This is a genomic window from Anaerobacillus arseniciselenatis, from assembly GCF_001865995.1.
GTDB lineage: Bacteria > Bacillota > Bacilli > Bacillales > Anaerobacillaceae > Anaerobacillus > Anaerobacillus arseniciselenatis.
In genome coordinates, this window is record NZ_MLQQ01000009.1 from 1 (window position 1) to 26,134 (window position 26,134).

Below are 26,134 nucleotides of genomic sequence, written 5' to 3' on the forward strand. Positions count from 1 at the left end.
CCGAAATTAACCAAATAACGAACCTGGTGTCCTCTTACTTTGATAAAACACCGGTTTGGTCACAAATAACGGCTCTCTTGTCCGATAGAATTAAAAAACGGTCCGTATTAGTAGGTTTCCTCAACAAAACTGCTTCTTCACTTTAAGTGAAATTATTCACAAACTAATACTGATCCTACCAAAATAATAACATTTATATCCATTTTTAGGTATAACAATTTCCTAAGCTGAGAAGGAATATTACTTTCGAGTAGGTGAGATTATTATTAAAGTAGCCAATGGAAATTCCATTGCCTTTAAATATAATCAACTATTGAGGAAAAAACGATATAATTTCTAACGGATTTACTTCTGAGGTGCAAAGCGGAAAAAACACAGACAAATTCACATGCTAATTAACACCACTTTCACAATCCCAAATCACAGTATTATTCGCATTGTGTAAAAAGGCACGAAGAACTTTAGCTTCTTGCCTTTCTTATTATATTTGCTTGTATTGCTAACACGCTCGATTGTTGAATACTAAATTCCTTTATATGGCTAATTGCTTGAATGCTTATTCTGGAATACTTCTTATGAGTATCGTTACTCTTTAAATAAAATTTATGTTATAAAAAGATGTCTACATTAAAAAAATTATGATTGTTCAGCTTGGGTTTCAAATTTTTTCCGACGTACCCTATAAACAATCAGCAGAAACAAAGGGAGTAGTAAGCCAAAAGTCAAAGTGTATGGTGGGATCACTTTATTAAAGAAATTATTAAAAGAAATGACATTTTCAGTGATAAATTGTGTTACCAATAATAATAGTAGTCCTAATGGGAAAAGAAATGGGCGAGATTGACGTAAGTTAAAAACCTGAGTAATCCCTAAATTTGCCGCATACAGCAAAATAATGATTTTGAAGAATATTGTAATTAACCAAATAAATGCTAAAACTGCTTCGACACGGTCGATAATGTCAGCGATACTTATTTTTTGAGCAAGAAAATAAGTAGGGTATTGTTTAAATTCACTTAATACCACCCCAACTACTAAAATAGAAAACAAAGTGCTTAAGATTAAGAAAAATCCTGCAATTGAAGTCCCTAATAAAAATGGTTTATGAATCTTATTTGGTTGTTTAAAAAATGGAAAAAACATTAAAAAAACAACCATTTGTAAGTAAGGAATTCCAATATGGGCGATGGTCCCTCTCAGCGAAGGACCCCAGCCTTTTTCAAGTACAGGCTTAAGGTTTTCAAAATTTATTTCTTTGGTAAGAAAAACAAATAGGAATAAAAGCATTAACATTAGAATCGGAAAGATAATTTCTCCTGACCGTGCTATTGTTTCAACTCCGAAAAACGTTCCGTATAGGATAACCATCATATAAAGCAAATGGATCGCTATTGTCGGTGTTTCTGGAATTAAATGAGTGGATAAAAAATCGCCCAACTGTCTTAACATAAGTGATGCAATAATAAAGAAGTAAACAACGAGTAAAATAGAAATAACTTTGCCAATAGCTTTACCAAGTAGGAGCTCCATATATTCGGTGATTGTTTTATCAGGGAATTTTGTTCCGAGGCTACTGTATATAAGTACTAAAGTAACTCCAAATAACAACGCCAAAATACTAGAGATCCAGGCATCTTGCTTTGCATGGTATACGATGAGTGCTGGTGCATTTATGATCGTATTTCCAATAGTAAATATAAAAACTAAAACAAAAAATTGATAACTATCGATTTTACGGTTGTCAATCATTACACTCGCCCTTTTTTAAGAAAATAATTGATAAAGTAGTTCTCCAATTGGTTTATATATATATGTAATGAAATCTAGCGGTGTTGGAATTTTAGCTTCTATTAATATGAGAAACATTAAAACACCATTTAAAATCATCATACTTATAAAAATAATAGGTTCCTTTTGTTTTACCTTATTATAATGAAGTAATCCATATATAGTAATACCGATGAAAGTTATAAGGTAAATCGCCGTTTCCATTTTGCTTATTCCTCCTTAATCTTATTGAAAAAGGATTGTTCCATAGTGCCAGTTAAATTAATTGTCCCTTTCATATTGTACTTAACGGATAACTTGGGAAACTCTTCATCCCAATTGTCCTTAAGTTTCTCCCATTGTTTAGGTTGGTTTTTGTAAATAAGATTTCCGAATCCTAAAAAGTCACTATTAAATTTATGTTGAGCTGCATGCACCGTCGATTTTACAATTTTCTCTAGTTGTTCCTCCATGTTTTTTTCTAATTGTTGTATCGTTTCCTCGTCAGTGAGATCAATTATACAAGCCACTTCTCCAATATTTACGTTTAGTGTAATTGAAATTTCAATTTGAGGCTTTCCGTTTTTAATATTGGCTGTTTTATCGGCTTCTGCACTCATAATTTCTACAACTAGTTCTCCACCATTCGGACAGTTAATTCGACCGATCGTGCTTTGGACTTCATCCATAATATAACTATAACCTTTACTTTCATCCTCATTTAGCCAACCGACTAATTTATCATCTTTAAATACAGAGATACCTTTAGTCGAGATAGTTGCAATACGATCCATCCTTTCAACATTTTTTTTCGTTTTTGCCTTCTCCTTTTCTCCTCCTGCAATTGTGATCCCAGTTAAAGCAACTTCTTGTCCATCGGTTGCTAACCCGATGAGCAGTTCGTCTAATAAAACAGCTGTTGTTGGTGCCCAAGCTGCATCAGAAACTTTTAGAGAAGAAAAAATTTTGTTAGCAGGTATTCGCTCTAACTTTGTCATAATTGAAATTATATCTTTTGCGGTATACCCGTCCCTTGCAATTAAAATATAAAAATCAGAACGCAATTCGTGGTCTCGAATCAACATGTCAAGAATATCATTAATACCTTTACGAGCGAGCTGTTCACTAATCACTGCAATTCGAAAATGAGGTAAATAAATTTTTCTTGGGCTTTCTGTTGTCATTTTTCGAAAGCCTTCAAAGATTGTTGGAGCTATTTCGGAATAGACAGTAACAGGGGTAAAGTAACTAGGATCTGTGATTTCCTCTGGTTGAACAACTTGAATAGAAAGTTCGATTTCATTATCATTCACATCATCAAAGCCCACTGCCATTGCAATGGCTAAGTCATTTAATTCTCTTTGATTCCAACATCCTACTGAAAAGATCATAATAAGCAATAGTATAGCTATGCTAATACTTTTTTTCATCGAGACTCTACTCCTAAATGTAAAGTTTTATTCACTATATATACAAAATTACTTAACTTACATTACTATTTCGAAGGCTTAAATGTTTTTTTATTTTTATTAATCGATGGAATAGGAAAACGAAAGACATTATCTTTTTGATTTCTAAAAATAAATGGGCCGAAATTAGTCATGTAAGGAGTTTGAAAAGATCTTAAGTGCGCTAAATGTAGTAAAATAGCAAGTAACCCAACAATGATACCGAAGAAGCCAAAGGTTGCAGCTAAAATCATAATTACAAAACGTAGAAGCCTTATGGCGATCGCTAAATCATAGCTTGGAATAACAAAACTTGAAATGGCTGTAATGGCAACAACAATTACCATAGCTGCAGAGACGAAACCAGCTTCAACAGCTGCCTGACCGATGACAAGTGCACCGACAATGGATAATGCTTGTCCAACCATTCTCGGCATTCGTATGCCAGCTTCACGTAAAATCTCAAAAGTAATTTCCATTAAAAACGCTTCAAGTAATGCTGGGAATGGTACACCTTCCCGTTGGGCTGCGAGACTAACAAGTAAGATTGTAGGAATGGTCTCTTGATGAAAAGTTGTTAAAGCGATAAAAAAAGAAGGTCCTAACAAGGCAATAAATAAACAAAATAACCTTAAAAATCTAATAAGACCAAAATCAGATCGGTTATAGTAATCTTCAGGCGATTGAAAAAAGTGAGTGAATAACGCAGGAACCAATAACACAAAAGGTGTTCCATCAATTAAAATCGCTACCCGTCCTTCAAGTATTCCAGCGGCTATCACATCAGGTCGTTCTGAATTGAACACCGTAGGAAATGGGGAATAGTGAGTATCTTCAATATATTCTTCTATGAAACCACTTTCTAAAATTGCATCTGTGTTAATTTGTGATAATTTATTTCGAACTTCATTGACCACTCCGTCATTTGCCGTGTCTTTTAAGTACATAAATGAAACCGATGTTTTTGTTACTGACCCAATTTCCTTCGTTTCAAGCCAAAGGTTTTTATCTTTAATTCTGCGACGAAGCAGTGCTGAATTTACAATAATATTTTCTACGAAGCCTTCTTTTGGCCCTCTAATCACAGCCTCTGTACTAGGTTCGTCAACTGATCTTGCTTCCCACTTCGGGGTGTTTGCCATTAAAGCTTTATTATATCCATCAACCAACAGTAAAGTTTCACCGGAAAGTAACGCTGTATATAGTTCGGAATAATCACTCACTTCACTAATTTTAGGAATCGTTAAGTTTTTCTCCTTAACGTTGTCCAATATTGCGCCAATAGACAGTGCATCTTTATTCTTTTCAAGTAGTGACTTTATGATTGAAGTTTCAATTAGATCTTTGTCTGATAGACCCTCCATGTATAATATGGCTACTAGTAAACTTTTTTGGACATTTACATGTATTTTACGAATAGAAAGATCACTACTATTTCCTAAATCGCTTTTAATTTTGGAGAGGTTTTTATCTAAGTTATGATAAATTGTGTTTGTCATAATTCCAGCACCTAGAAATTCTAATTTTATTTCCTAAGCTTAACTTTACCTAGCACCTAAAAAAATATGCTAAAAATTACTAAACAAAAATTTCATCTAAAATTAAAACATAGAGGTACACAATTATAGCGTAGTTTAGGATTTGTGGATCATGGGTGGTTCTACTTCCTGCAAATTTGAAAACAAAATAACCGACTTCCCTAAATCTTTTTTACCTGGTGCGATGTCTTTAATATGGGTTGGGAAGATCCAGCTACATTCAAATTTCTTTGGTGAATGGGTTGGAAATGAATAAATATTACCTTCAGGGTGAATGGCTACTGGGGCTTTAAAATGAAGGCGCGCTAAACGTTTTGCAGCCTTTCTCCGGCCTTCATAGGATGAGCCGTAAAAGATACAAGAATCCTCAATCACTTTTAGCGAAGAAGTTTTGATCATAAAACTCCTGTCCTTCTCTAATACTTTGGTTTGATACATTTCATCTCTCTCTGGAAGTAGCGCCATCGTTTCTTCATTTGCAATATACTCCTCAACTTTAAACATAACATCCTCCCAAAAGTTTGTTACTTTTCACTGCTTATTTGTCCATTTTTAAAGAACTACCAGCAAACTATCTCTTCTCACCACCTAATCTCTAAAAATGGACAAATGACAGATATATACAATCTCTTTTATGTTTATTATACCGTCGGAATATGAAGAAAAGCATGCTTTTCAGTGGGAGTTAGTATGATACCTACTGATAAAAGTTTTGATGAAATTGCTAAAAACTACGAGCCGTTAATAAAGAAACAATTAAAGTTATTAAATATTTACAAAGATCATGAAGAGTACTTTCAAGAAGGCTTAATTGCACTTTGGGAAGCTTATAAACGGTTTGATCCAGAAAAGGGGAAATTCTCATCCTTTGCCATTATTACTGTTCGAGGCAGGTTATTATCGCTGTTAAATAAAGAAAAGAAGTTTCAAGATCATCACACGTTAGGTGAGTCAAACAACCCTCACCTAGTCGATCAAAGTGTCAAGGTTCCATTAGAGTTGGAAGTAGTCAACTCATATTTGGAAGGTTTATCAAACAGAGAAAAGCTGTGGATCCAAGAAGCTATATTAAATGAAAAGAAGTTATCAGAAATCGCCAAGGATCATGGCGTTTCTACTAATACCGTGAAATCCTGGAAGAAAAACGTTGTGAAAAAGTTAAGGAAGAATATTACTTTCGAGTAGGCAAGTATTATTAACGTAGCTAATGGAAATTGCATTGGTACTACAATTTACTAATTTGTTCAATGTGGAGAAGTGATTACAGTCAAGAGAATGTACCATCTGTGCTATGATGTGAAAAAGCCTAATCCTCTGTATAAAAATGCGAGGTATTAGGCTTATGACCTTCTGAAATCGGGATTGTGGAATATCACTTTCTATTGAATAGTATAATTGTACGCAGCAAATTACTTTATTTTGTTATTTGTTCTTCTTCAACATAAGAACACACTAATTTAAGATTATTCGTTCACATAATAAAAGGATTTACTAATGAATTACACTTAATTTATTACAGTAATGTTGCTTCGTACCTATTCGATTGGTATCAACAACACCATAAATTGGGGAGATGTTTCTTTATTAATATAGTTACAACACTCCTTTCTAAAACGACATTTCTTTTGCTTTGCTTTAAGATACTCGAAAAACTCGACCACCTTTTGAAATTCTTCACCGTTCAACATATCAAAATCATAATCTTAATCAAACGCCCAAAATTCTTCGTTAATTTCTTCGCAATTTCACGACGTTCTTACTCTCGTTGTTCTTCTACAAGCATTTCTTCGGATTTATGTTCACTATAAAGCGTTGGGAAGAAATCAATTCTTGTGACCAATTAGATTGGAACTATATGCTAAAATATATTAAGTTACTATCGAGGGGGAAAATCAATGTCGCATATAAAGAAAATTTGGCGTGAAAAAATATATCAAAATGTAGAAGTGCAGCATAAAAATTACCAAGTTACATATTGCCCAATTAAATTGAAGTCTGAATTCTTCGCTACTTTGCAATTAGTTTTTAAAGGAAAACCAAAAGCTGACCGAGTTGCTGAAACAATGGAAAAAGAATTAGAAAAGTGGGTAACAAAATTCCCGTTACCTCTTTTGATAATACCTCTCGATGAAGACGATAATACACTTTCGCTTAATGAGGTAAAACCTAATGATTATTTATTGGGTTACTACGATAATGAAAATAATAGAGTTATAAAAACGTGGGAAGAAGTCAAAAAGGAAGATGTACCTAGTGACCAACTTAGCGATGAATATATTGACAAAGTTTATAAGAAACTGCCGTTTACTAATAGGGAAGAAAATGAAAAACAAGCTGATGAAAAAGTAAAAGAAATGAAAAATATAAAAAGATTTTTTGACTCTACGCTTTATAGTTGGTTGATAATTTCAATTACAATCCTTATATTAGGTCTTAAAAGCAATATTGTCGCTGGTATCGCCTTCGCATATTCGTTATTTAAAGTAATAAAACGTTATTTAGAAATAAAGGGGTACAAAACAAAAAAACAACGTGAAAAAGCGGAAATCCAGCGAAAAATGAAGCATTATTATTATCACTGCGAAATGAACCCCCGTGCTTTTGAAGCATTGAAAAGTGAAAACCTTCATAAAATGCAAAAATAAAAGAGGAATGGTTTTTACTAACGGGTTCAGTTCTGGGAGGGGAAAACGTTGAACTCACAGGCTAAATGACAGTCCGTTTAGCATTCCTTTCCCAATCAAATTAACACTAAAATTAGCATACAAAAACGCACAGATATAAATCACCTGTGCGTTTACTCATATTTTCGCCCCTTTCTTCAACTAACGCTTATCGTTAATTTAAGTGTGTTAATTCACAACTGGCAATCCTACTTTGAAATTATCTCTTTCGTTTTAGTTCCTCAATTTCATTTTGAAGCTCTTTGATTTTCAAATCTTTTTTTCTATAACTGCTTTTCATCCAAAAGATGATTAGTAATACTCCGCCAACTATACAAACTAAAATTAACAAAATAAGAATAATTAAAAACATTTCATTAGCCATAAACATTCCTCCTCTTTTTATAGGGTAACTCCCAAATTCTTTAACGGGCAATGCTACTCAGTTGAAGAATAACTAATTAAATCGGAAGCTTTCTTTTATTTGAAATAAACTAACAGTCTAAAATTCACCTTATGGTCTGGTATCTTCCCAATCAAGCATTTCATTTTCAAAGAACTTTAAATATTCTTTTTCGTCATCATTTAAAATTTCATATGTGTTCGATTGTTGGCGGTTGGCGTTCTTAGTAATAATGGCTAGATGGTTATCTTCTAAAACAATAATTCTGAAAAATTCAAGGTCTTTATATAAATTGACAACATATAAATCTTTAAAATTATCAATACCTTTTCTAAGTTCAAGATCACCAAAGTAATGTATGAATTGATTAATATACTCTTGATTATAAATTTGATCTGGATCTTGAATTCGATGGCTATCCGCTTCACGATATAGACTAATGCGGTCTATGTCACCTTCTAATTCATTTAAAACTTCATTCTTAAAAGATGTATCACGATCAGACATAAAAAACCAATAAAATAATGTGCCTATAAGAATCGATGTGATAATTCCAAAGGTAATTTTTTTCATAAGAAAAATTTTCCCCCTTTATTTTAAATTAAGCAATTGTTTCCAGTAAAGCCCCTGATAATTGAATAGGTTATTAATAAATTCTACTTCAACTAAAGCCCTCAATAGTTTAAGAAAATGGCAACAGGAGCAACTACACATGATGGCTTCCGTTCGTTTTATTTTTTAATTAGAAATGCCAATTGATTCTTCTTTTACAGTCTCGATCAGTTCACCATTGAAATACCCTTTGATCGTATAAATCGTTTTCACTTTAGGTTGTTCTACAAATGCAAACCAAATATGTCTTTCTTTGTTTTCTATTGTATTGGCTTCAACTTCTTTTAGTACACCCCCATGTTTATACTCTACTTTGATTTCATCAATAGCGTTGTTTGGATGGAATCCAAAAAGTAAAGATTTCTCACCCATTTTGGGCAGAAAAATTGTAGGGATAGCAAGTAATGAACTTCCCCCGCCTCTATGCAATAATGATGCTTCCCAACCCAAAAGTGTTTTTTCAATAAACCTTGCCTCAATAGCTTCCCCGTCACCAGTTGTGTTAGGTACATAGAATAGCACAACACCATTATCCACCTTTTCTTGATGTATCAATAATTGTATTCGTTCATCCTGTAATATTTCACTAAACTCTTTTTCATTATTGCACCCGACTAGAAGTAACAAAAATACAATACCAAATGCAAATATTTTAACTTTCATATTTCTCCCTCCCCTACATACTTTGCTCTTATTTTATCTATCCCGCTTGTTAAACATTCCTAGCGTCGCTGGCGCTATTGCAGTAACGCAATCCGTTAACACAATAAACCCGAACGTTATTAAATTGTCTTTCTTTAAGAGCCATTGCTATCAAACTTAATTAAATCACCAATTTTATATTCCCTTTCAATGCTTTCTCCTTTTTCAGTGTCTAAATAGAGTAGAATAACGATAGAATTAAAAGCCTTTCTAATCTCTTCTTCATTCAATCCTTTTGAATAAAAAACAAACTCTCTCCCATATTCAGCAAAATTTTCAGCATCGTTATTTTGTCCATAACCGTCACCAAACAAGTATCTTTCTTTATTATCTATTGTGTTTATAGCCTCTCTCCAACTATTTAGTGTAGGAAACTCAGCTTTTCGTGTTGTTTCTGGTGAATGTTCCACTTCAAAACTAAAAGTGAATTTGCGAAAATCATCTATTGTAGGATTGTCTAAACCATGTGTTCCAACATCTTCAAATTCTTCTTCACTTAGTTGTGAAACGACTGCTTCGTTCGTTATTTTTTGTTCCTGTGAAATATTACAAGCTGAAGTAAACAAAAGTAAAACTGATAATAAAAATAACATCCATAAGTTTTTCAAATATTTCCCCTCCCCACAACTAATGCACCATAAAATTCCAATCGCTTCTTCAACAATCCCTGCTTCGTTACTTCAACAACAATAGGAACTGCCATTGCAACAGCTCCTCAACTAATGCTTCCGTTACATTAAGAGTTATCTTTCACATTCTTAGTCATTATCCGAGTTGGAAATTTAAAAAGTTCCCAATAAGACCAAGTAACGGCGTTAAAATAAGAGTTAAAAATAAGCCAGTAAACATGTATTTTACATACTGATTTCTATTTACTCCTTCCCTTAATTCCCAAAGACCTAATGTAATAAAATATAAGCCAATCATAACTGAAATAAAAGGAAGAATAATTACTAACCCTCCCATATAAACACATCCCCTCAACTAACATTTGTTTTGATTCCTATTCAGTTAAAGCTCTCCGTTAATTTAAGAAAACATTTCATTTCTATCAACCCCATGTTATAAAAATATCTATAATCTCTTCTAAATTTTCTGGACCACCAGCATCAAAAAAACATAAGCAGCTCACTTCTTCATCGTAGCTGACAAAACACTGTACCCAATTATTTTTATTACGACTTAGCTTTATTGAATTAAATGGCTGGTTCTCAACTTCAGTGTTTTCAATGCTAATCTTTACCTTCCAAATTAATGAGTCTGTTGTTTCTAAAAACACCCCACCATTTTGCTTCTCTTTCCGCTGTACATGATGCCATGCTTGAATCCAGCTTATTTTTTTTGTAACACCCATTACCAGTCATTATACTTTTTTACATTTTTTTCTATCGCTAAATATTAACATAATTCCTTTTTGATTTGTTTATAAATTGAGAAAAAACGAGCTGAATTAATTACAGCTCGTGATTTACTATTTTCGTTCGTTAGTGAAAAGTAAGATAAATTAATTAGTCCTTTTCATGGTCAATGGTTTTGAGTTTATAATGATTATCAAATAGTCTTTTATAGTATCTAATTGTATACTTTTCATTTTCTTCTACAAGACTCCAAGTTGTTGCTGGTACTTCAATTTTCAATTTGTAATTAGGGTCAATTTCGCTTCTTAAAATAATGTAATGCTTGTCGTCAACTAAAATCTTTTCCTCTGTCATCATGCTCATTGTTATTCCAGCACTTCCAGTATGTTCATATAAATAGCTAATTCCGTACATAATTGGCATTAAAATAATCAGTATTACAGCTAATTTAATAATACTAATTTGTTTGTTAATTTTTTTCACCTCTTTCGTTATTTACTATCGAAAATCTGATTATTAGAAATTACTCCTTCTTGAAGTATCCTGCTTCATTACTAAAACAAAAGCCCCACTGCCACTGTTCAAGTAAAGCTCGTCTTTAGTTCAAAAAGGTAAATTTAATTTTCTTTAACCTCTAAGACAAATACTGAATTTCCAGCTACTCTAAAGTTCCATCTGAAGCAATATTAAAAATATATAGACCCTCTTCGCTAGGAACTTGTATTTTGAATTCTTTCAACTTCCTATAATCCTCAATAAGTTCTCCATTATACCAGGACTTTAACAGTACCCTTTTAGGAGGATCAATATAATTGATAGTTACCACTGCATTAGGGCTTACTATTGTTGGTTCTATCATTTTATATACCTTAGGGGGATTATCACCTTCAGGTTCAGCATTTGACCCTATATACCCTATTATATGAATTTCCTCTCCCTCTACAGTAATATTAGGGCTTATTACAATATTAGAATTACACCCAACTAACAACACTAAAAATAATACTAGAGATAATAACCAAAGTATCTTTTTCACATTTTTCCCCCTATAAACCTTTTGACTAACCTGCTTCGTTAATTAGCTTCGGCATGCTGATAAAAATAATCTCGTCCTACCATACTTTTTAAAGATTTATTTTCATTAAATAAATGAATATTGATATACAAAGATATAAAACCAAACAGCATTAATAAGATAATAATTATATTTTTCTTTTGCGCCATTTTCCCACCTCTTTAATTATTGCCGATTTAAATTTAAACACCTTAAAATACTATTCTTCAACATTTAATGGACATTACTCCTTAATGAAGTATTCTGCTTCGTTACTTTAAGTGAAACACTTTACAATATCATAGATATTCATAAAACAATAATACCAAATAATACTAATTTGATGTTCTTAATTTAAATAAAAAATGGAATTATTTTTTTCAAAGCTAATTAGCTTTCGAATTAAATAAACATAGTTTAATCCTAATAATTTATTGCACAGTATACTGTGCAGTAGTTGTTAAACCAAAAAAACGGAAGTCAATTCAAACTTCCGCTTATTCTCAAAACGTTAATTATGACATTGTTGGTGCGAATAGAATCTAGCTTTAATTAAAATCTCTCAATAACTCAACAAGTTAAAGAAAGCAATTGAAAATTAACCCACGAAAAATAAAAATTAAAGCTCTCTCCTACATACACACATTATTTGACTAAATAAATTGAGACTGAATCAGATACTAAGATTCAGTCTCTCGTTTTACCTATTTTATTTTCGTAATAGGCTGACTAATTTTGGGGACTATTCTTTCCGTACATAATATTTTGTGGTAGGATTTATTTCATTTCCTTTAGGATACTCTAAGAAGTCTATAGGTAACATCTCTGCTTTATTTAGCATGATAAGATGCATTCTCCTTAAATCATGAAACGTCATTTTCCTCACATTTGCTTTTTCAACTAATTGATTAAATTGTCTTGTAACTTTGTGGTAGAACTGGACCGATCCATCTTTTTTAGGAAAGACAAAATCTAAATCATGATAATAAAATTCACCAAATAGTTCCTTCATCTCCTGCTGCTTTTCCTTATGTTTTTCCAATTTAGAAAGAAGGTGTTGTGATAACTTGATTGTTCGGAAACCCCTTGTTAGTTTCGAAATGTCTTCTACTGCTTTTCCACCAGGAGATACACTTTTACTAACAGTGCACGTCCCCTTTTTAAAATCAATATCACTCCAGGAAAGGGCTAAAATCTCTCCAAGACGTAATCCTGTGCAAAGCACAAATTCATACATCATTTCCACTCCTTCCTGCTTCGCCACTTCTAATAATTGACCAAGTTCCGTGTTGCTAAATGGTATAAAAGTACGTTTCGATACTTCGTTCACCTTTTTGATCATTCCTTTCATCGGATGATTTTCAAGATAACCTTTATTAACGGCTGTTCGGAAAATAATTAATAATACACTAAAGAAGCGCCTAATTGTTGCATCCGAATATCCACCTTGTTTCTTCTGTTGATAAAAATTTGTTAGGTGCTTTTCGGTAATCTCGTGAAGGAGGAGATGACCAAAAAACGGTAGAATATGTTTCTCTAAACAAATTTGACTTACTTTTAGCGTCGATAGACTTGTTTTTTGAGAATAATCAACTATAAAGCATGATCTTGTAAATTGATCAAAAGTAATGGGTGTAATTTGTAAAGGCAAAGCTTTCACCACTCCTTGAAAATAATTTTTTCTTCATCAAGTACACTCAAGTTTTTATCAGCGACAAGTCACCATAAAAACAGTAGTACCTTTATTATAGACTGAATTTTCAGAATGTATTCAATAAGTTAATATAATTTAAATTTTTGTGCGAGAATACTAAATACTATTGCTATTTACATATGTAACTGCCCTATCTTATGCAAATATTTCAAAGAAGATCGAACCCATCAATAGTAGATATTAATAAATTGAAACATTGGATAAATTGGGTTTTTAGTACTTAGTTTCTTTTACTTCCTACCTAAAAAGGTGCCGAGTCGGGTGCCCGATTTAAAAAATTTAAAGATATTGCCGATTATTACAAAACATCAAAACCTTATTGTAGCGCACTTTCCAACCCTATAAGGTACTGTAAATAACCACCCATCTACAACTTCAAAACCTTAGGGAGGCGCGTGCCGTCTTCGGTGGGTTCGATTCCCACACAGTCCCGCCAAATCAAGGTTTATATGGCTTTTGTGGTTTTAGGTATCAAGAGGTTTCAAGGCTGTTTTTGGCTAAACCTTGGCAGACCTTTTTGACTGACCATTGGGGCTCAATTACATAAATACTCAAAGTTTATCCTCCTTTATACAAATAGGGAGGTTTTTTTGTGACCAAAACAGGTTAAAAAGGATTACAAAATTTACCTGGAGATGTATTTATTATACTTTCAATTCAGAAAGTCCATCAGCAACAGTTAGTATAAAGAGAAACTCTCCTGACACTCTTCCATTTCCCAGAGAACATTTTATTGTTAAATTCCATTTGACAGATAACACTTCCTATTGTACTCTTAATTATATCCCAAGTAACGCTTTTGATTTAAATATCGTTACTCAAAGAAAAGAGGTTGATAATTATGTTTAATAATTTAACTCCCAAAAGCACATTCGTTGATATTGTTACAAAGGCCCAAGAATACAGAATTTTTTGTGAAATTACATTAAACAAAGATCGCATCATTCGTTATCAAATTGATTATTCCTTAAGTACAACGGCATTAGCAAAAAAAATTGGTAAAGGTGTCCCTTATTTTTCACAACTTCTAAAAGACTTACCAAAAGAAGAGCAAAAGAACCCTTCAATTGAATACATTTCTGATATTAGTTATTCCTTAGCTATTCCGATTGAAGAATTGATTGCGATTAGCATCACTCAAAATAAAAGCAAACATGACGACGAATCGGTTGAAAAAGCAATCTATCAATTATTCAAACTACCAAAGGAAGTTGTTATCGAGCTAGACCAAGAAGAAGAAATTACTGAATTTCAAAAAGAATCCATTCAAACGTTAATGAGCGATATTTTAAGATATTCCAAACAAGACTCGCTAACAATTGAGGACTTAAATAAGATTAACACAGCCATTAAAGAGATGAGAGTTTATTCAGAACAAGATTTAGTAAAGCCTGCACTAAAACAAATTTTTCTCAATGGAAAAATAACGACAACAAAACTCATTCAAGCTCTGCGTAATGAGTTAAAACCAAGTGGTCGTGACCTAGAGATCATTAAAGGGAGAAAAGATGATTATTTTTCACAAAAGGTAAGAAACTTAAAGTCTCACAAAACACTTGAAAAAACTAAATGGGCTATTTATGAAGAAGATAACTGGAAATTAACAGAAAAAGGTATACATTTTGTAATAAATGAGGGCCTAATTAGAATTGATGAACTTACTACTGAAGGTATCAGTCACCTATTAGCCGTGACGCAGGGATCTGTCATGGAAGCAATTGTTGACGATAGTGAAACTGAACATCCCCCATATATTAAGTCAACAAAAAATGAACGAGAATATGAACAGCTTGCCTTCGACCTATTTAAGCAAGAAATAGAAGGTCAATTTAAAAAAGCTGATACTCTCGAAGTGTATGACTATGAAATAGATAATGTAAAGGTATTTGTGAAATGGTTGGAAACTTCTCAGCCATCATTACAATTTACGGAGCAAGAATGGTATTACATACAAGAACATAATGACAAATGTAAATTATTTCTTGTTAAAAATATTGATACAAACTCTCCTATCTACGAAGTCGTCCAAAATCCAGCAAAAAAATTACAAGCAAAAAAAGTAATAAAAAAATCAATTAGCACCGTCTGGAGTATTCAAAAACAATAAAAGGAGCGATTCGAATGACTGTGATTCATCTTAGTAAATCGGATATGAAAAAACAAATTAAAAGAGCAATCTATGAACCATTTTTTCAAGTCACAAAAAACGTGAGAGCAAACTTTGCAAAAAATCAAAAGGGACGCGAAAATAATTTCTTCATTCATTCCATTCCTGGTTTTGAGACAATAGCCCCTGTCATGACAATCACTCGAAGCCTAGAATCTTCAACTGGAAATGCGATTCAAAAATGCGCCCGTAATATTTCGATCCTTACTTATGGCCGTTGTAATGTTCCAACAATCATCAATCCTAACAATTTAGAATTTGACCTCGATGATGCACAAATTCAAGAGAAACTAAAACATGCACTTGGGCAAAAGCAATCGAAAAAAGATATTGCAGATATACTGCATACCACTGATCGTCAAGTGATTGTTTCAAACATTAGTGACGCGAACCCTACTGTTGAACAGTTTATGTCACGAAATAACGCTACCCATGAGAACATAAAAAGCCTGCTAACTGAGAAAATTTCATACCCCAATATTCATTTCGTACCAATTGATTTAGGTTATTTCGTTCCAACTACTAATGAGCATGAGCAGCCTTTACTCCATATTCATGAAATCAAAGCAGGCGGAAATCTAGATAGTAAAAATGCCCATGCCAATGCAAGAAAACTTTTCACTCATTATTGCCATGCTAATTATCCTAATGCTAAGGTATACTTTTCAACCGCCTATAATAATAAGGGGGAGGGAGAAAAATTCCATGGTAGTATTGTAAATCATCTTTCCGATGAGATGATCTTATCTGGTAGCAGTTTTTGGGAAACCATCTTACCTGAAGAAATTACGTTTGCTACCTTTAAAAGGTTGTATCAAGAAGTCATGGAAGAAATGCAATTTTCTAAGCTGATCTATACTATTTTTCAACCAGAGAACGAATAAATTTAGATAAAGCCCTGGCTACTTGAGGGGGAGATTATGTCTAAAAAGTAGCTCATAAGTGTGGAAGTGCCGTTTTCTTATACCAGACTGTAATATTAGATTTAAAACACTAAAAGCCTAGGTACTGCAAGGAGTTGCACTACCTAGGCTTTATCTTATGTACCCTTTAAATCTTTGGTCTATTGCTTGCATATAGGATGATGTTATAAAGCATGCATCTTCTCTTCTGCTTCATCCCATGGTACGCTATATCCGGCTCCTTTTGCACAAAAAATCGATGATGAGGTATAGTCGGAATCGGCATCTTTATTATAGCCGATATGCTCGATTACCTCTTCTTCATTATGACAAGGATAATATCCTGCGAATTTTAGCATCATTGCGCCTTTTCCATGAGTAAATGATGCTAAAACCGTACTATACTCCATAAATGTCGTGACAGGTGCTTTCCCTGTGATCACAGCTTTATCACCGATTGTTTCCGGAGCATCAAAATTGCCATATAAGCTTTGGATATCAGCAATTACTCTCCCCATTAGTTCGACATCTACTTTAATTTTAAAATGATAATATGGTTCCAAAACGATATTTTTCGCTTTTTCTAAACCCTGTCGCAATGCACGGTATGTCGCTTCACAAAAATCGCCACCACTCGTATGCTTGTTATGGGCTCTTCCGGTTAACAATGTCACCTTGACATCTGTAAGTGCTGAACCTGTTAATAACCCGTGATGCTCCCGTTCAAAAAGATGATGGCGTACTAAGTTTTGGTATCCGACACTTAAGTCGTCAGTATGGCATTCATTTTCAAACGTGATGCCACTATTTCGTTCACCCGGTTCAATTTTTAAATGGACTTCCGCATAATGCTTTAAAGGCTCAAAATGACCATATCCCTTCACTTCTGTTACCAAAGTTTCCTTATAAATAATTTCAGGTTTTTCAAAAGTAATAGTGATGTTGAAGCGTTCTTTGACAACTTGCTCTAATACCTCTAGCTGAATTTTTCCCATGACATGAATGTGGATTTCTTGCAATTGCTCATCCCAAGTGACACGCAAAGACGGATCTTCTTCATCCAACATTTTAAATCTCGATAATACTTCTTTCACATTCACTTTCTCATCAAAAACAACCTTCGATTTTAATGCTGGCACCATTTCATACGCTGTGTTTTTAGTTAATGCTCCAAGGCTAGTACCAACTCCTGCCTTTATTAAGCCTGTAACTGCTACAATTTCACCTGCTCTTGCGTCATTAACTGCTTTAAATTTATGACCATTATAAACACGAAGTTGTGTCACTTTTTCCTGAAACTGCTTTCCATCATTCGTATAGCTAACTTCATTGCGGACATTTAGATGACCACTTAATAATTTAATAAATGTGATTCGAGTTCCACTTTCATCATAGCGAATTTTAAACACATGACCTGAAAATGGTGGTTTATCGGAATAGTCTATATCTGTTAACAAATCTATCTTTTCTAAAAAATCAGTGATCCCTATATCATTTAGTGCAGAACCACTTGCACATGGAAAGATTTTGTTTTCACGCATCAATCGCTTTAGCGCTTCCAACCATTTTTCTTTTTGATATCCTTCTTCTATATAATCATCAAGCAGTTCTTCGTCCCGTTCTGCCACAAATTCAATGAGTTCCTCTGTCATTTCACCATTGTGAATGGAATCAGTGATATCTACAACATCATTCGAAAATTGAAGACGAATATCTTCAACAACCTTATAAACATCTGCCCCGTTTCGATCCGTTTTATTGATAAAAAAGAACGTGGGGATTTCGTGTTTTTTTAAAAGCTCCCAGACTGTTTCTGTATGTCCTTGTAGCCCTTCTACAGCACTGATGATCACAATGGCATAATCCATCACTTGAAGTGAGCGTTCCATTTCAGCTGAAAAATCGACATGACCGGGTGTATCGATAAGATAATAGTTTGATTGATTATACGAAAACTCCGCTTGATCAGCAAAGATGGTAATTCCTCTATTTTTTTCGATATCGTGATGATCTAAAAAGGAATCCATATGATCGACTCGCCCACGACTCTGAATACTTTCGGTATGATAAAGTATTTGCTCAGCAAACGTCGTTTTACCAGCATCTACATGAGCTAAAATACCAATGGTTTTTGTTTTCCTCATAATAACACCCTCTATTCCACAAAAATTCAGCTTATTATGAACAGCAGCTTTAACACCCACCTAGACATCACCCGATCAACTAACTAGCCTGGCGGTCCCACTCTTCGTCTGTCGGTGGATATGTTCGCTTCACTTTAAAGGCTAGGATCAATGAAACAAAGGTCAATACTCCGACCATACCAAATGCGATGATTGCTCCAAATATATCTGGATTTGCAATCGTAGGAAAATTACTTGCTACTCGCTCACTAGTAGTCATCGCTGTAACGAGTAAGCCAGTTCCAATAGAAGCTGACATTTGCCGAATCGTATTCGTCACTGCTGACCCGTGCGGAATAAGTTTTCTCGGTATTTGGTTCAACCCTGCTGTACTGACAGGCATCATGACCATTGAGAAACCAAACATACGGATTGCATACATGACCGTTAAATACGTAAGTGACGTCGTTGTATCAATGAAAAGAAACGCAAATGTCGAAAATGTCATGATAATTAGTCCGGGAATCGCCAATACACGCGCACCGTATTTGTCAAAAATTCTTCCAGTAATCGGAGCCATCAAACCAGTTAGGATCGCCCCAGGTAGCAACACAAGCCCTGCTTCCATTGCCGTAAACCCACGCATGTTATACATATACAAAGGAATCAATGTTTCCAGTCCAATGAGCCCAAAAAATCCAATACTACATATGACCGTTGAAAGAGTAAAAATACGTGCTTTAAAAACACGGAAATTAAGCATCGGCTGAGTCATCACAAGCTGTCGCTTAACGAAAACGTAGATCGAGATTGCACCAAGAGCTAGGAAGATTAACGTTTGAGGACTGCCCCAGCCATTATTACCCGCACTCGTAAACCCGTAAAGTAGCCCTCCAAAACCAAGTGTCGATAAAGTGATCGAAATAGGATCAACTTTGGATTTTTTTAATTCTGTTACGTTTCTCATATAAAAATAAGCGGCAACAATTATAATAAGTGCTAGTGGAATAATGGCCACGAACATGTAGCGCCAATCATAATTTGTTGTTATCCAACCAGACAACGTTGGCCCAATGGCAGGAGCAAACGAGATTACTAGCCCGATATACCCCATCGCAGCCCCTCGTCGCTCTACAGGAAAAATGAGCAAAAATACCGTCTGCATGAGCGGAATCATGACGCCCGCTCCCATGGATTGAATAATTCTTCCAGTTAGTAAGACCGGAAAATTTGTTGCAAATGCCGAAACAACGGTCCCAATCGTAAAAATCCCCATTGCCGTTAAGAAAAGCTGTCGAGTCGTATATCTTTCAATAAGAAACGCAGAAATGGGAACCATAATCCCCATCACAAGCATAAAAACAGTTGTTAACCATTGTGCTGTATTAGCTGTAATATTCATTTCGATCATCAGAGGTGGAATGGCGGTAATCATCAATGTTTGATTTAATACGGCAATAAAAGTACCAGTAAGCAATAAACCTGCAATCAGTACTTTACTATAATTTTCGTTATTTTCCATGCAAAAACTCCTAATTATCATCTATTTTAATGAATTTCATCATTCAATATTATCGTTATTAAGTCGCTATCTGGAGGTGCGTTAAGTCGCTCGCAATTTCATAAAGTTTGATATAGATTTTAGGTAATTATGAAATTTACTCATTTAAATCCATACAAACCCTTTGGGGATATCTATGAATCTATATTATTATGATACTATAATTAAAAAATAACTGGGCCACGAATGTCTATGAATTGATCACACATTATATGAATATAATATATAATTATACACTTTGTGTCAGACCCTTTCAAATTCGAAATTTACCAGTAGACCTATATTGCGACTGAGTGGTTGAAACAAGTCGATAAAAATTTTACAATTACACTTTAGGAGAATTTTTTAGAATAACACTGTTACTTGAAAGCGATTGGTATTATGGACTAAATAAAAATATGGAGTTGTTAAATTGTGACAAAAAAGTACCACTAATTAACAACGTTATGAAGAAGGGACTGTTTTCACCGTGTATCAAATTGGAGATAAGATTATTACCGATGTTGAAGGGCAACAAAAAGAGGCTGAAATTGTCGAAATCGAAAAAGTGTTTCGTGAAACAGATAAAAAAGGAGATTTCGTAGATCATGGGCTAGCGATTCTAGAAGGAGGAATTCCTTCTATACCACTACCTTATGAATTTCATGATGATGTATTAATTGTTCACTACCCAGAAAGTAAAATCGAAGAAAACAAAGATGATAATAAAGTCATCTATCGCTGTAAAGACAATGCTTACACATTACAGATTGATGATCACCGTATTGTCGTCGGAGAAGATCAATTAAATAAGCGGTGATCGTGATTCACTCAATATAAGAAGCTTCAAATAACACCTTTGGATAACAAGTAGATTATTTGAAGCTTTATTTTTGTCTCTTTCGCGAAATGAATTTTAGATAATCCTAGTGGCCAAACCAGACTATAGTTGCATTAATTACTCTTAGTAAAATAGATCGTAACCCATTCATGCGTGTGTAGTTTTTCTTTAATTGAAAATCCGCTCGCCTTAAATTGTTCGATTAAAGACTCCGTATGCCATTCCACTAACCCCGAAACAATAAAATCATTACTACGCTTTAATAAATGATGTTTTTTCAAAATCGCTGCTGTTTCATCTCCACCGATATTAATGATGATCAAATCATAATTGTCATTAATCGCATAGTCACCGTCAATTAAATCAGCCTGAACAATTTCAATATCATTTGTAACTTCATTTAATTGGGCATTGTGACGAAGCTCCCTTTCAACTGGTTCATAATCAACCGCGACAACTTTTGCGGCTCCTTTTAATGACGCCGCTATTGCTAGCATTCCTGAACCGGTACCTAAATCAAGTAGCTTCTTCCCAGTGAGCTCTTTATTTAATAACAGTCTCAAACAACTTTGGGTCGTTTCGTGCAAACCTGTTCCAAAAGCAGCAAGAGGATCAAATTTCAAGACGTTTTTGCCTGTATAGACTTCTGTTGAATCAGGGTAAACAATTACCCAACCATTCCCCAAGTCCACATCCTCAAATTTAAAATCATCGCCCCAACTCGCTTCATCACGAGAAGTGTGTTTTATCTCTTCTTTAGAAACCGCAAGTGTACTTTGAATAATATCAAAGTAGGCCATCGGTAAATTTTCTACTTCTTGATCACTTGCATAAATTTTTAAGTCGACTTTATCATCGACTTTTTCCTCAACTCCATAGCCATTTTGAATTTTAATAATTTCAATCGGTGGTTCATAATACAAATTATAAACACCAACCACATTTAATTTTTCTGTAAATGCTTCTATGTCTTTATATGGTACATTTATCGTAAATTCGTGTAACATTCCCGGGACCCCTTTATACATATGTAATTATTTTTTAAGCAATTTTATTTCCTGAGTGAATTTCATAATTACCAAAAATGAGCCACATCAAGCAACTATATATTGATCTTAGTGGCGAGAATAATGGATTATGAAATTCATCGACCTATACAGTTTAATATGTTCTTTCCGATCATATCAACTCAACTTTATTTCTCTAAAGCTTACTGTATTGCCTTTGTCAAAGCTAAACAAAAAAGAATGCCTAAAATCATTTCCAGGCACTCATTTACTTATTGTGCAAATGTACTTAAAATCCTTTAAATACAAATACTAATCTTCACCAAAAATGACGTTATAGTCCTCCCATATTATCTCACTAATGATCCCATCATAGTCAGAAGGTAACTCCTCTAAAAAATGCTGATACATTTGCATCCCTTCATCTTTTGCTCGGTAGAGAGATTCAACATAACCCTCTAACACTTCGCGATCTTCTGCAAATACATCTTTGGTTAACATATTTTTGATTTCAATATACAGTTGTTCAACCTCTACATATTTAAATAAGCTTAAATTTTCTCTATAGTCCGTTAAAAGATCAACCATTTCATTTTTTTGTAATTCTTTTTCAACATTTGCTTCTTGAGAACAACCTATTGAACTTATAACGAAAATTATTAAAATAAAAATGTACTTTTTCATAATATCCCCCTTCTGTATCCTCAATACTTTATTATTTAGGATACTGTCTTTTATAAACCATTTTTACGATCGATTATTTAGCCAGCCATTTATAACACCCTTTCTAAAGGTAAATTATTAGCGACGATTTTATCATAGATGTAAAAGAACTTTCTATCACATTTTTGCTTAATGACGTAAAAAAAGGCCTAACATAAGTTAGACCTTTAGGAATTGTATGTAAATTATTATATTATCATTTGCCAATAATGTCGATAGGAGAGTTTGCCTGAGTTCTTATACTATCGTTAAAAAATACTTAATAAGGAAATTTTTTACACAATTATTTAAATGCGGGTGAAGGGACTCGAACCCCCACGTCAAAGACACTAGATCCTAAGTCTAGCGCGTCTGCCAATTCCGCCACACCCGCATATGCAAAATAATGGTGAGCCATGAAGGATTCGAACCTTCGACCCTCTGATTAAAAGTCAGATGCTCTACCAACTGAGCTAATGGCTCCTAAAGAAAGAAAATTTCACCTTCGTAAATAGTAAGAATGCCGGCCAGAGGACTTGAACCCCCAACCTACTGATTACAAGTCAGTTGCTCTACCAATTGAGCTAGGCCGGCATAATAATAATCCACTGAAAATACTGCTAAATAAAACTCGTAGCAAAGCCTACATTGAAAATTTTTAAATTATCTTCTAATTGGATTGGTTGCGGGAGAAGGATTTGAACCTCCGACCTTCGGGTTATGAGCCCGACGAGCTACCGAACTGCTCCATCCCGCGATAATAGTAAAATATATAAGTTGTTCTTGCTCCTAGTAAGGCACTGTCTCTTCCTCTACTAGTATCGCTTTGTAGTTTTTGCGTCGAGACAACTCGTCACTTTTTCCACGATGTTATGCTCGTTGCTCCATCCCGCGATAATAAAAAATATGGTGGAGGATGACGGGATCGAACCGCCGACCCCCTGCTTGTAAGGCAGGTGCTCTCCCAGCTGAGCTAATCCTCCGAAGTTTTGATGAAGCTTATTCAATGAAGACCCTGTTTCTTCCTCTACTAGTGCAGCTCCGATGTATTGTTAAGAAAATTTTATAAATATTGGTATAAATATTGGTGACCCGTACGGGATTCGAACCCGTGTTACCGCCGTGAAAGGGCGGTGTCTTAACCACTTGACCAACGGGCCAGATATTACTTACTGGCGGAGAAGGAGGGATTTGAACCCTCGCGCCGCTCGCGCGACCTACACCCTTAGCAGGGGCGCCCCTTCAGCCACTTGGGTACTTCTCCATATGACTGGATGTTCTCGGCTAATACAACTCGAAGTTGCTTAATCTTCAAATGCTCTTCAATTACATATGGTGGGCCTAAGTGGACTCGAACCACCGACCTCACGCTTATCAGGCGTGCGCTCTAACCAGCTGAGCTATAGGCCCATACAAAATAGGTTGTCTGCTCTTAAAAAAATGGAGCGGGTGATGAGAATCGAACTCACGACCAGAGCTTGGAAGGCTCTTGTTTTACCACTAAACTACACCCGCATTTGATTATAATGATGGTCGGGAAGACAGGATTTGAACCTGCGACCCCCTGGTCCCAAACCAGGTGCTCTACCAAGCTGAGCCACTTCCCGTTTGTTAAGAAATGTTATTAAGAGCGCGCCCTGAGAGATTCGAACTCCCGACCTTTTGATTCGTAGTCAAACACTCTATCCAGCTGAGCTAAGGGCGCATTTATTGTAAAAATATACTTTTCGTACTTTGAAAACAATATATACTTATATATAAACTATGCTCCTGCGCCACAAGCTTGCTCTTTGCAAATCTGCAGTGAAGCATATTCATATAATTGATTTGGTACCGAGGGCCGGACTTGAACCGGCACGATAGTCACCTACCGCAGGATTTTAAGTCCTGTGTGTCTGCCAATTCCACCACCCCGGCATTACGAAAGACTTCTATGAGCACTTGGAGGCGTTACCCGATTTCGAACCGGGGTAAAGGTTATGCAGACCCTTGCCTTACCACTTGGCTATGCCACCAAGTTTTATACTCGATATAAAATTTTAATTTTTAAAATTAATGGAGCGGAAGACGAGATTCGAACTCGCGACCCCCACCTTGGCAAGGTGGTGTTCTACCACTGAACTACTCCCGCATAATGGCTGGGCTAGCAGGATTCGAACCTACGCATGACGGAGTCAAAGTCCGTTGCCTTACCGCTTGGCGATAGCCCAATAATCATATTTTATTAAATAAATGGGGCGACTGATGGGAATCGAACCCACGAATGCCGGAGCCACAATCCGGTGCGTTAACCACTTCGCCACAACCGCCATAGTGATTTAATGGCAGGGGCAGTAGGAATCGAACCCACACTGGAGGTTTTGGAGACCTCTGTTCTACCGTTAAACTATGCCCCTAAAAGCAAACAATTGTACAGTGGTGGAGGGGGACGGATTCGAACCGCCGAACCCGGGGGGAGCGGATTTACAGTCCGCCGCGTTTAGCCACTTCGCTACCCCTCCACAATATTAAATTAGTTTTAAAAATAAAAATGGCGGACCCGACCGGGGTCGAACCGGCGATCTCCTGCGTGACAGGCAGGCATGTTAACCACTACACCACGGGTCCATATAAATATGGCGGAGGAAGAGGGATTCGAACCCCCGCGCGGTTTAACCCGCCTGTCGGTTTTCAAGACCGATCCCTTCAGCCGGACTTGGGTATTCCTCCGTATCATATAAAAAGTCAATTAAATTGTTAAGTTATTTCGCTTCGCAAAAAAATTGGTAGCGGCAGAGGGGATCGAACCCCCGACCTCACGGGTATGAACCGTACGCTCTAGCCAGCTGAGCTACGCCGCCATAATAAATTGCTATAGAAGATTAAATGGTGGAGCCTAGCGGGATCGAACCGCTGACCTCCTGCGTGCAAGGCAGGCGCTCTCCCAGCTGAGCTAAGGCCCCGATGTATTGATGAAGCATATTCAATGAAGACCCTGTTTCTTCCTCTGCTAGTGTTGCTTCGAAGCATGCTGCGTCGAAACAACTCGTAGCATTTTCGGAAGAAGACTAGCTCGTAGCTGAGCTAAGGCCCCAGAAATAAAGTTTAGCAACGTCCTACTCTCACAAGGGGAAACCCCTAACTACCATCGGCGCTGAAGAGCTTAACGATCGTGTTCGGCATGGGAACGAGTGTGACCTCTTCGCTATCGCCACTAAACTTTTTAGTTTTGAATTATGAGTTTTGAGTGTTGAGTTATTTGTAAGCTTCTCTTGGAAGCTCCCAATCATCAAACTCTATAATCATAATTCATGGAAAGATTGCTCTTTCAAAACTAGATAACAGACACAATTAAGTTACTTGAGTATTTCATTCATTTCTTTTGTCAATTTACAATTCACAATTCATAGTTGACAATTGCTTTAGCTTCTCAGAGAAGCTTTCACAATTTTAAATTCTAAATTGTTAATTATAAATTATAAATTAATTTAGGATAAGTCCTCGACCGATTAGTATCTCTCAGCTCCACGTGTCGCCACGCTTCCACCCGAGACCTATCAACCTCATCATCTCTAAGGGGTCTTACTGGATTAACTCCATGGGAAATCTCATCT

24 protein-coding genes, 23 tRNA genes and 2 rRNA genes are annotated in these 26,134 nt (G+C 35.2%); 6 read left to right on the top strand and 43 right to left on the bottom strand.

All coding sequences use genetic code 11. From position 1 onward, the window contains the following. Positions 1 to 636 precede the first annotated feature (636 nt). The 5 genes from BKP35_RS07010 to BKP35_RS07030 all read right to left on the bottom strand — a co-directional run bounded on the left by BKP35_RS07010 (position 637) and on the right by BKP35_RS07030 (position 5,257). Positions 637 to 1,749 (bottom strand): GerAB/ArcD/ProY family transporter, encoded by a 1,113-nt coding sequence (locus tag BKP35_RS07010; RefSeq protein WP_071312665.1) that lies wholly within the window; start codon positions 1,747 to 1,749, stop codon positions 637 to 639. A 15-nt stretch (positions 1,750 to 1,764) separates the two neighbouring features. After that, positions 1,765 to 1,992: a hypothetical protein gene (locus BKP35_RS07015; RefSeq protein ID WP_071312666.1), complete on the bottom strand. Its 228-nt coding sequence runs from the start codon at positions 1,990 to 1,992 to the stop codon at positions 1,765 to 1,767. A gap of 5 nt (positions 1,993 to 1,997) precedes the next feature. Further along, entirely contained in the window at positions 1,998 to 3,197 is a 1,200-nt protein-coding gene (locus BKP35_RS07020) for a Ger(x)C family spore germination protein (RefSeq protein ID WP_071312667.1), read from the bottom strand. A gap of 65 nt (positions 3,198 to 3,262) precedes the next feature. Beyond that, complete coding sequence (locus BKP35_RS07025) at positions 3,263 to 4,714, bottom strand: spore germination protein (protein ID WP_071312668.1); 1,452 nt, start codon at positions 4,712 to 4,714, stop codon at positions 3,263 to 3,265. A 135-nt stretch (positions 4,715 to 4,849) separates the two neighbouring features. Beyond that, positions 4,850 to 5,257 carry a competence protein ComK gene (locus BKP35_RS07030; protein ID WP_071312669.1) on the bottom strand — a complete coding sequence of 136 codons (408 nt, stop codon included), beginning with the start codon at positions 5,255 to 5,257 and terminating at the stop codon, positions 4,850 to 4,852. A gap of 186 nt (positions 5,258 to 5,443) precedes the next feature. Here BKP35_RS07030 and BKP35_RS07035 point away from each other — a divergent pair, with 186 nt between their 5' ends. Beyond that, positions 5,444 to 5,938: a sigma-70 family RNA polymerase sigma factor gene (locus BKP35_RS07035; protein ID WP_071312670.1), complete on the top strand. Its 495-nt coding sequence runs from the start codon at positions 5,444 to 5,446 to the stop codon at positions 5,936 to 5,938. 710 nt (positions 5,939 to 6,648) lie between these two features. Then, the gene (locus BKP35_RS07040; RefSeq protein ID WP_071312671.1) at positions 6,649 to 7,398 is read left to right on the top strand and encodes a hypothetical protein; all 750 of its coding nucleotides are present in this window, start codon (positions 6,649 to 6,651) and stop codon (positions 7,396 to 7,398) included. 238 nt (positions 7,399 to 7,636) lie between these two features. Here BKP35_RS07040 and BKP35_RS18850 read toward each other — a convergent pair whose 3' ends face one another. The 10 genes from BKP35_RS18850 to BKP35_RS07080 form a co-directional block, all read right to left on the bottom strand. Then, the gene (locus tag BKP35_RS18850) at positions 7,637 to 7,801 is read right to left on the bottom strand and encodes a lipopolysaccharide assembly protein LapA domain-containing protein (RefSeq protein ID WP_169819158.1); all 165 of its coding nucleotides are present in this window, start codon (positions 7,799 to 7,801) and stop codon (positions 7,637 to 7,639) included. 129 nt (positions 7,802 to 7,930) lie between these two features. Then, positions 7,931 to 8,326: a hypothetical protein gene (locus tag BKP35_RS07045; RefSeq protein ID WP_169819159.1), complete on the bottom strand. Its 396-nt coding sequence runs from the start codon at positions 8,324 to 8,326 to the stop codon at positions 7,931 to 7,933. Positions 8,327 to 8,557: 231 nt separating this feature from the next. Beyond that, a complete protein-coding gene (locus BKP35_RS07050) occupies positions 8,558 to 9,094 on the bottom strand; it encodes a hypothetical protein (protein WP_071312673.1) in 537 nt (178 codons plus the stop codon). 134 nt (positions 9,095 to 9,228) lie between these two features. After that, positions 9,229 to 9,741 (bottom strand): hypothetical protein, encoded by a 513-nt coding sequence (locus BKP35_RS07055; RefSeq protein ID WP_071312674.1) that lies wholly within the window; start codon positions 9,739 to 9,741, stop codon positions 9,229 to 9,231. 157 nt (positions 9,742 to 9,898) lie between these two features. Continuing rightward, entirely contained in the window at positions 9,899 to 10,099 is a 201-nt protein-coding gene (locus BKP35_RS07060; protein ID WP_071312675.1) for a hypothetical protein, read from the bottom strand. Positions 10,100 to 10,184: 85 nt separating this feature from the next. Further along, the gene (locus BKP35_RS07065; protein WP_071312676.1) at positions 10,185 to 10,487 is read right to left on the bottom strand and encodes an Imm53 family immunity protein; all 303 of its coding nucleotides are present in this window, start codon (positions 10,485 to 10,487) and stop codon (positions 10,185 to 10,187) included. Between the two features lie 154 nt (positions 10,488 to 10,641). Further along, a complete protein-coding gene (locus BKP35_RS07070) occupies positions 10,642 to 10,974 on the bottom strand; it encodes a hypothetical protein (RefSeq protein ID WP_071312677.1) in 333 nt (110 codons plus the stop codon). A 175-nt stretch (positions 10,975 to 11,149) separates the two neighbouring features. Beyond that, a complete protein-coding gene (locus BKP35_RS07075; RefSeq protein WP_071312678.1) occupies positions 11,150 to 11,527 on the bottom strand; it encodes a hypothetical protein in 378 nt (125 codons plus the stop codon). Between the two features lie 38 nt (positions 11,528 to 11,565). Continuing rightward, positions 11,566 to 11,715 (bottom strand): hypothetical protein, encoded by a 150-nt coding sequence (locus BKP35_RS19425; RefSeq protein ID WP_169819160.1) that lies wholly within the window; start codon positions 11,713 to 11,715, stop codon positions 11,566 to 11,568. A 572-nt stretch (positions 11,716 to 12,287) separates the two neighbouring features. Next, positions 12,288 to 13,196, bottom strand: coding sequence for a site-specific integrase (locus BKP35_RS07080; protein ID WP_071312679.1), 909 nt, complete (start codon positions 13,194 to 13,196; stop codon positions 12,288 to 12,290). A gap of 408 nt (positions 13,197 to 13,604) precedes the next feature. Between BKP35_RS07080 and BKP35_RS19430 the strand changes: the two genes are divergently transcribed. From BKP35_RS19430 to BKP35_RS07090, 3 genes are all read left to right on the top strand, one after another. Next, positions 13,605 to 13,695: transfer RNA gene (locus BKP35_RS19430), tRNA-OTHER, on the top strand. A 405-nt stretch (positions 13,696 to 14,100) separates the two neighbouring features. Beyond that, a complete protein-coding gene (locus BKP35_RS07085) occupies positions 14,101 to 15,366 on the top strand; it encodes a hypothetical protein (RefSeq protein ID WP_071312680.1) in 1,266 nt (421 codons plus the stop codon). A 14-nt stretch (positions 15,367 to 15,380) separates the two neighbouring features. After that, on the top strand, positions 15,381 to 16,310 hold the full coding sequence (locus BKP35_RS07090) for a TdeIII family type II restriction endonuclease (protein WP_071312681.1): 930 nt from the start codon (positions 15,381 to 15,383) through the stop codon (positions 16,308 to 16,310). Between the two features lie 203 nt (positions 16,311 to 16,513). Here BKP35_RS07090 and BKP35_RS07095 read toward each other — a convergent pair whose 3' ends face one another. Then, positions 16,514 to 18,472 carry a GTP-binding protein gene (locus BKP35_RS07095; RefSeq protein ID WP_211274605.1) on the bottom strand — a complete coding sequence of 653 codons (1,959 nt, stop codon included), beginning with the start codon at positions 18,470 to 18,472 and terminating at the stop codon, positions 16,514 to 16,516. 79 nt (positions 18,473 to 18,551) lie between these two features. Continuing rightward, entirely contained in the window at positions 18,552 to 19,973 is a 1,422-nt protein-coding gene (locus BKP35_RS07100; RefSeq protein ID WP_071312682.1) for an MDR family MFS transporter, read from the bottom strand. A 508-nt stretch (positions 19,974 to 20,481) separates the two neighbouring features. On the opposite strand from BKP35_RS07100, the gene BKP35_RS07105 reads away from it, so the two are divergent. After that, complete coding sequence (locus BKP35_RS07105; RefSeq protein WP_071312683.1) at positions 20,482 to 20,811, top strand: hypothetical protein; 330 nt, start codon at positions 20,482 to 20,484, stop codon at positions 20,809 to 20,811. A gap of 134 nt (positions 20,812 to 20,945) precedes the next feature. Here BKP35_RS07105 and BKP35_RS07110 read toward each other — a convergent pair whose 3' ends face one another. The 26 genes from BKP35_RS07110 to BKP35_RS07235 all read right to left on the bottom strand — a co-directional run. Continuing rightward, positions 20,946 to 21,839 carry a 50S ribosomal protein L11 methyltransferase gene (locus tag BKP35_RS07110; RefSeq protein ID WP_071312684.1) on the bottom strand — a complete coding sequence of 298 codons (894 nt, stop codon included), beginning with the start codon at positions 21,837 to 21,839 and terminating at the stop codon, positions 20,946 to 20,948. A gap of 312 nt (positions 21,840 to 22,151) precedes the next feature. Next, on the bottom strand, positions 22,152 to 22,523 hold the full coding sequence (locus tag BKP35_RS07115; protein WP_071312685.1) for a hypothetical protein: 372 nt from the start codon (positions 22,521 to 22,523) through the stop codon (positions 22,152 to 22,154). 331 nt (positions 22,524 to 22,854) lie between these two features. Beyond that, positions 22,855 to 22,935 (bottom strand) — tRNA-Leu (locus tag BKP35_RS07120). A 13-nt stretch (positions 22,936 to 22,948) separates the two neighbouring features. Continuing rightward, positions 22,949 to 23,024 (bottom strand) — tRNA-Lys (locus tag BKP35_RS07125). 38 nt (positions 23,025 to 23,062) lie between these two features. Beyond that, positions 23,063 to 23,135 (bottom strand) — tRNA-Thr (locus BKP35_RS07130). Positions 23,136 to 23,221: 86 nt separating this feature from the next. Further along, positions 23,222 to 23,298 (bottom strand) — tRNA-Met (locus BKP35_RS07135). Between the two features lie 150 nt (positions 23,299 to 23,448). Further along, positions 23,449 to 23,524 (bottom strand) — tRNA-Val (locus BKP35_RS07140). A gap of 102 nt (positions 23,525 to 23,626) precedes the next feature. Continuing rightward, positions 23,627 to 23,701, bottom strand: a tRNA-Glu gene (locus BKP35_RS07145). A 13-nt stretch (positions 23,702 to 23,714) separates the two neighbouring features. Then, positions 23,715 to 23,805: transfer RNA gene (locus BKP35_RS07150), tRNA-Ser, on the bottom strand. Between the two features lie 69 nt (positions 23,806 to 23,874). Further along, positions 23,875 to 23,951: transfer RNA gene (locus BKP35_RS07155), tRNA-Ile, on the bottom strand. A gap of 31 nt (positions 23,952 to 23,982) precedes the next feature. Further along, a tRNA-Gly gene (locus BKP35_RS07160) sits at positions 23,983 to 24,056 on the bottom strand. A gap of 15 nt (positions 24,057 to 24,071) precedes the next feature. Beyond that, positions 24,072 to 24,148: transfer RNA gene (locus BKP35_RS07165), tRNA-Pro, on the bottom strand. Positions 24,149 to 24,172: 24 nt separating this feature from the next. Continuing rightward, positions 24,173 to 24,246 (bottom strand) — tRNA-Arg (locus BKP35_RS07170). A gap of 123 nt (positions 24,247 to 24,369) precedes the next feature. Next, positions 24,370 to 24,458, bottom strand: a tRNA-Leu gene (locus BKP35_RS07175). A 25-nt stretch (positions 24,459 to 24,483) separates the two neighbouring features. Continuing rightward, positions 24,484 to 24,553 (bottom strand) — tRNA-Cys (locus BKP35_RS07180). Between the two features lie 44 nt (positions 24,554 to 24,597). After that, positions 24,598 to 24,672: transfer RNA gene (locus BKP35_RS07185), tRNA-Gly, on the bottom strand. A gap of 4 nt (positions 24,673 to 24,676) precedes the next feature. After that, positions 24,677 to 24,751: transfer RNA gene (locus BKP35_RS07190), tRNA-Gln, on the bottom strand. 23 nt (positions 24,752 to 24,774) lie between these two features. Continuing rightward, a tRNA-His gene (locus tag BKP35_RS07195) sits at positions 24,775 to 24,850 on the bottom strand. Positions 24,851 to 24,863: 13 nt separating this feature from the next. Continuing rightward, positions 24,864 to 24,937: transfer RNA gene (locus BKP35_RS07200), tRNA-Trp, on the bottom strand. A gap of 20 nt (positions 24,938 to 24,957) precedes the next feature. After that, a tRNA-Tyr gene (locus tag BKP35_RS07205) sits at positions 24,958 to 25,042 on the bottom strand. Positions 25,043 to 25,072: 30 nt separating this feature from the next. Further along, positions 25,073 to 25,148, bottom strand: a tRNA-Asp gene (locus BKP35_RS07210). Between the two features lie 9 nt (positions 25,149 to 25,157). Next, positions 25,158 to 25,250: transfer RNA gene (locus BKP35_RS07215), tRNA-Ser, on the bottom strand. Positions 25,251 to 25,304: 54 nt separating this feature from the next. Then, positions 25,305 to 25,381, bottom strand: a tRNA-Met gene (locus BKP35_RS07220). A gap of 26 nt (positions 25,382 to 25,407) precedes the next feature. Further along, positions 25,408 to 25,483: transfer RNA gene (locus BKP35_RS07225), tRNA-Ala, on the bottom strand. A 140-nt stretch (positions 25,484 to 25,623) separates the two neighbouring features. Continuing rightward, positions 25,624 to 25,739 (bottom strand): 5S ribosomal RNA (gene rrf / locus BKP35_RS07230). Between the two features lie 270 nt (positions 25,740 to 26,009). Next, a 23S ribosomal RNA gene (locus BKP35_RS07235) occupies positions 26,010 to 26,134 on the bottom strand; the annotation flags it as partial.

Excerpts from the sequence above, each read along its gene's own strand:
- BKP35_RS07065 (WP_071312676.1), bottom strand. The coding sequence starts at position 10,487 with ATGGGTGTTACAAAAAAAATAAGCTGGATTCAAGCATGGCATCATGTA.
- BKP35_RS07010 (WP_071312665.1), bottom strand. The coding sequence starts at position 1,749 with ATGATTGACAACCGTAAAATCGATAGTTATCAATTTTTTGTTTTAGTT.
- BKP35_RS07025 (WP_071312668.1), bottom strand. The coding sequence starts at position 4,714 with ATGACAAACACAATTTATCATAACTTAGATAAAAACCTCTCCAAAATT.
- BKP35_RS07100 (WP_071312682.1), bottom strand. The coding sequence starts at position 19,973 with ATGGAAAATAACGAAAATTATAGTAAAGTACTGATTGCAGGTTTATTG.
- BKP35_RS07030 (WP_071312669.1), bottom strand. The coding sequence starts at position 5,257 with ATGTTTAAAGTTGAGGAGTATATTGCAAATGAAGAAACGATGGCGCTA.
- BKP35_RS19425 (WP_169819160.1), bottom strand. The coding sequence starts at position 11,715 with ATGGCGCAAAAGAAAAATATAATTATTATCTTATTAATGCTGTTTGGT.
- BKP35_RS07060 (WP_071312675.1), bottom strand. The coding sequence starts at position 10,099 with ATGGGAGGGTTAGTAATTATTCTTCCTTTTATTTCAGTTATGATTGGC.
- BKP35_RS07040 (WP_071312671.1), top strand. The coding sequence starts at position 6,649 with ATGTCGCATATAAAGAAAATTTGGCGTGAAAAAATATATCAAAATGTA.
- BKP35_RS07050 (WP_071312673.1), bottom strand. The coding sequence starts at position 9,094 with ATGAAAGTTAAAATATTTGCATTTGGTATTGTATTTTTGTTACTTCTA.
- BKP35_RS07020 (WP_071312667.1), bottom strand. The coding sequence starts at position 3,197 with ATGAAAAAAAGTATTAGCATAGCTATACTATTGCTTATTATGATCTTT.
- BKP35_RS07095 (WP_211274605.1), bottom strand. The coding sequence starts at position 18,472 with ATGAGGAAAACAAAAACCATTGGTATTTTAGCTCATGTAGATGCTGGT.
- BKP35_RS07035 (WP_071312670.1), top strand. The coding sequence starts at position 5,444 with ATGATACCTACTGATAAAAGTTTTGATGAAATTGCTAAAAACTACGAG.
- BKP35_RS07110 (WP_071312684.1), bottom strand. The coding sequence starts at position 21,839 with ATGTTACACGAATTTACGATAAATGTACCATATAAAGACATAGAAGCA.
- BKP35_RS07115 (WP_071312685.1), bottom strand. The coding sequence starts at position 22,523 with ATGAAAAAGTACATTTTTATTTTAATAATTTTCGTTATAAGTTCAATA.
- BKP35_RS18850 (WP_169819158.1), bottom strand. The coding sequence starts at position 7,801 with ATGGCTAATGAAATGTTTTTAATTATTCTTATTTTGTTAATTTTAGTT.
- BKP35_RS07085 (WP_071312680.1), top strand. The coding sequence starts at position 14,101 with ATGTTTAATAATTTAACTCCCAAAAGCACATTCGTTGATATTGTTACA.
- BKP35_RS07015 (WP_071312666.1), bottom strand. The coding sequence starts at position 1,992 with ATGGAAACGGCGATTTACCTTATAACTTTCATCGGTATTACTATATAT.
- BKP35_RS07045 (WP_169819159.1), bottom strand. The coding sequence starts at position 8,326 with ATGTCTGATCGTGATACATCTTTTAAGAATGAAGTTTTAAATGAATTA.
- BKP35_RS07090 (WP_071312681.1), top strand. The coding sequence starts at position 15,381 with ATGACTGTGATTCATCTTAGTAAATCGGATATGAAAAAACAAATTAAA.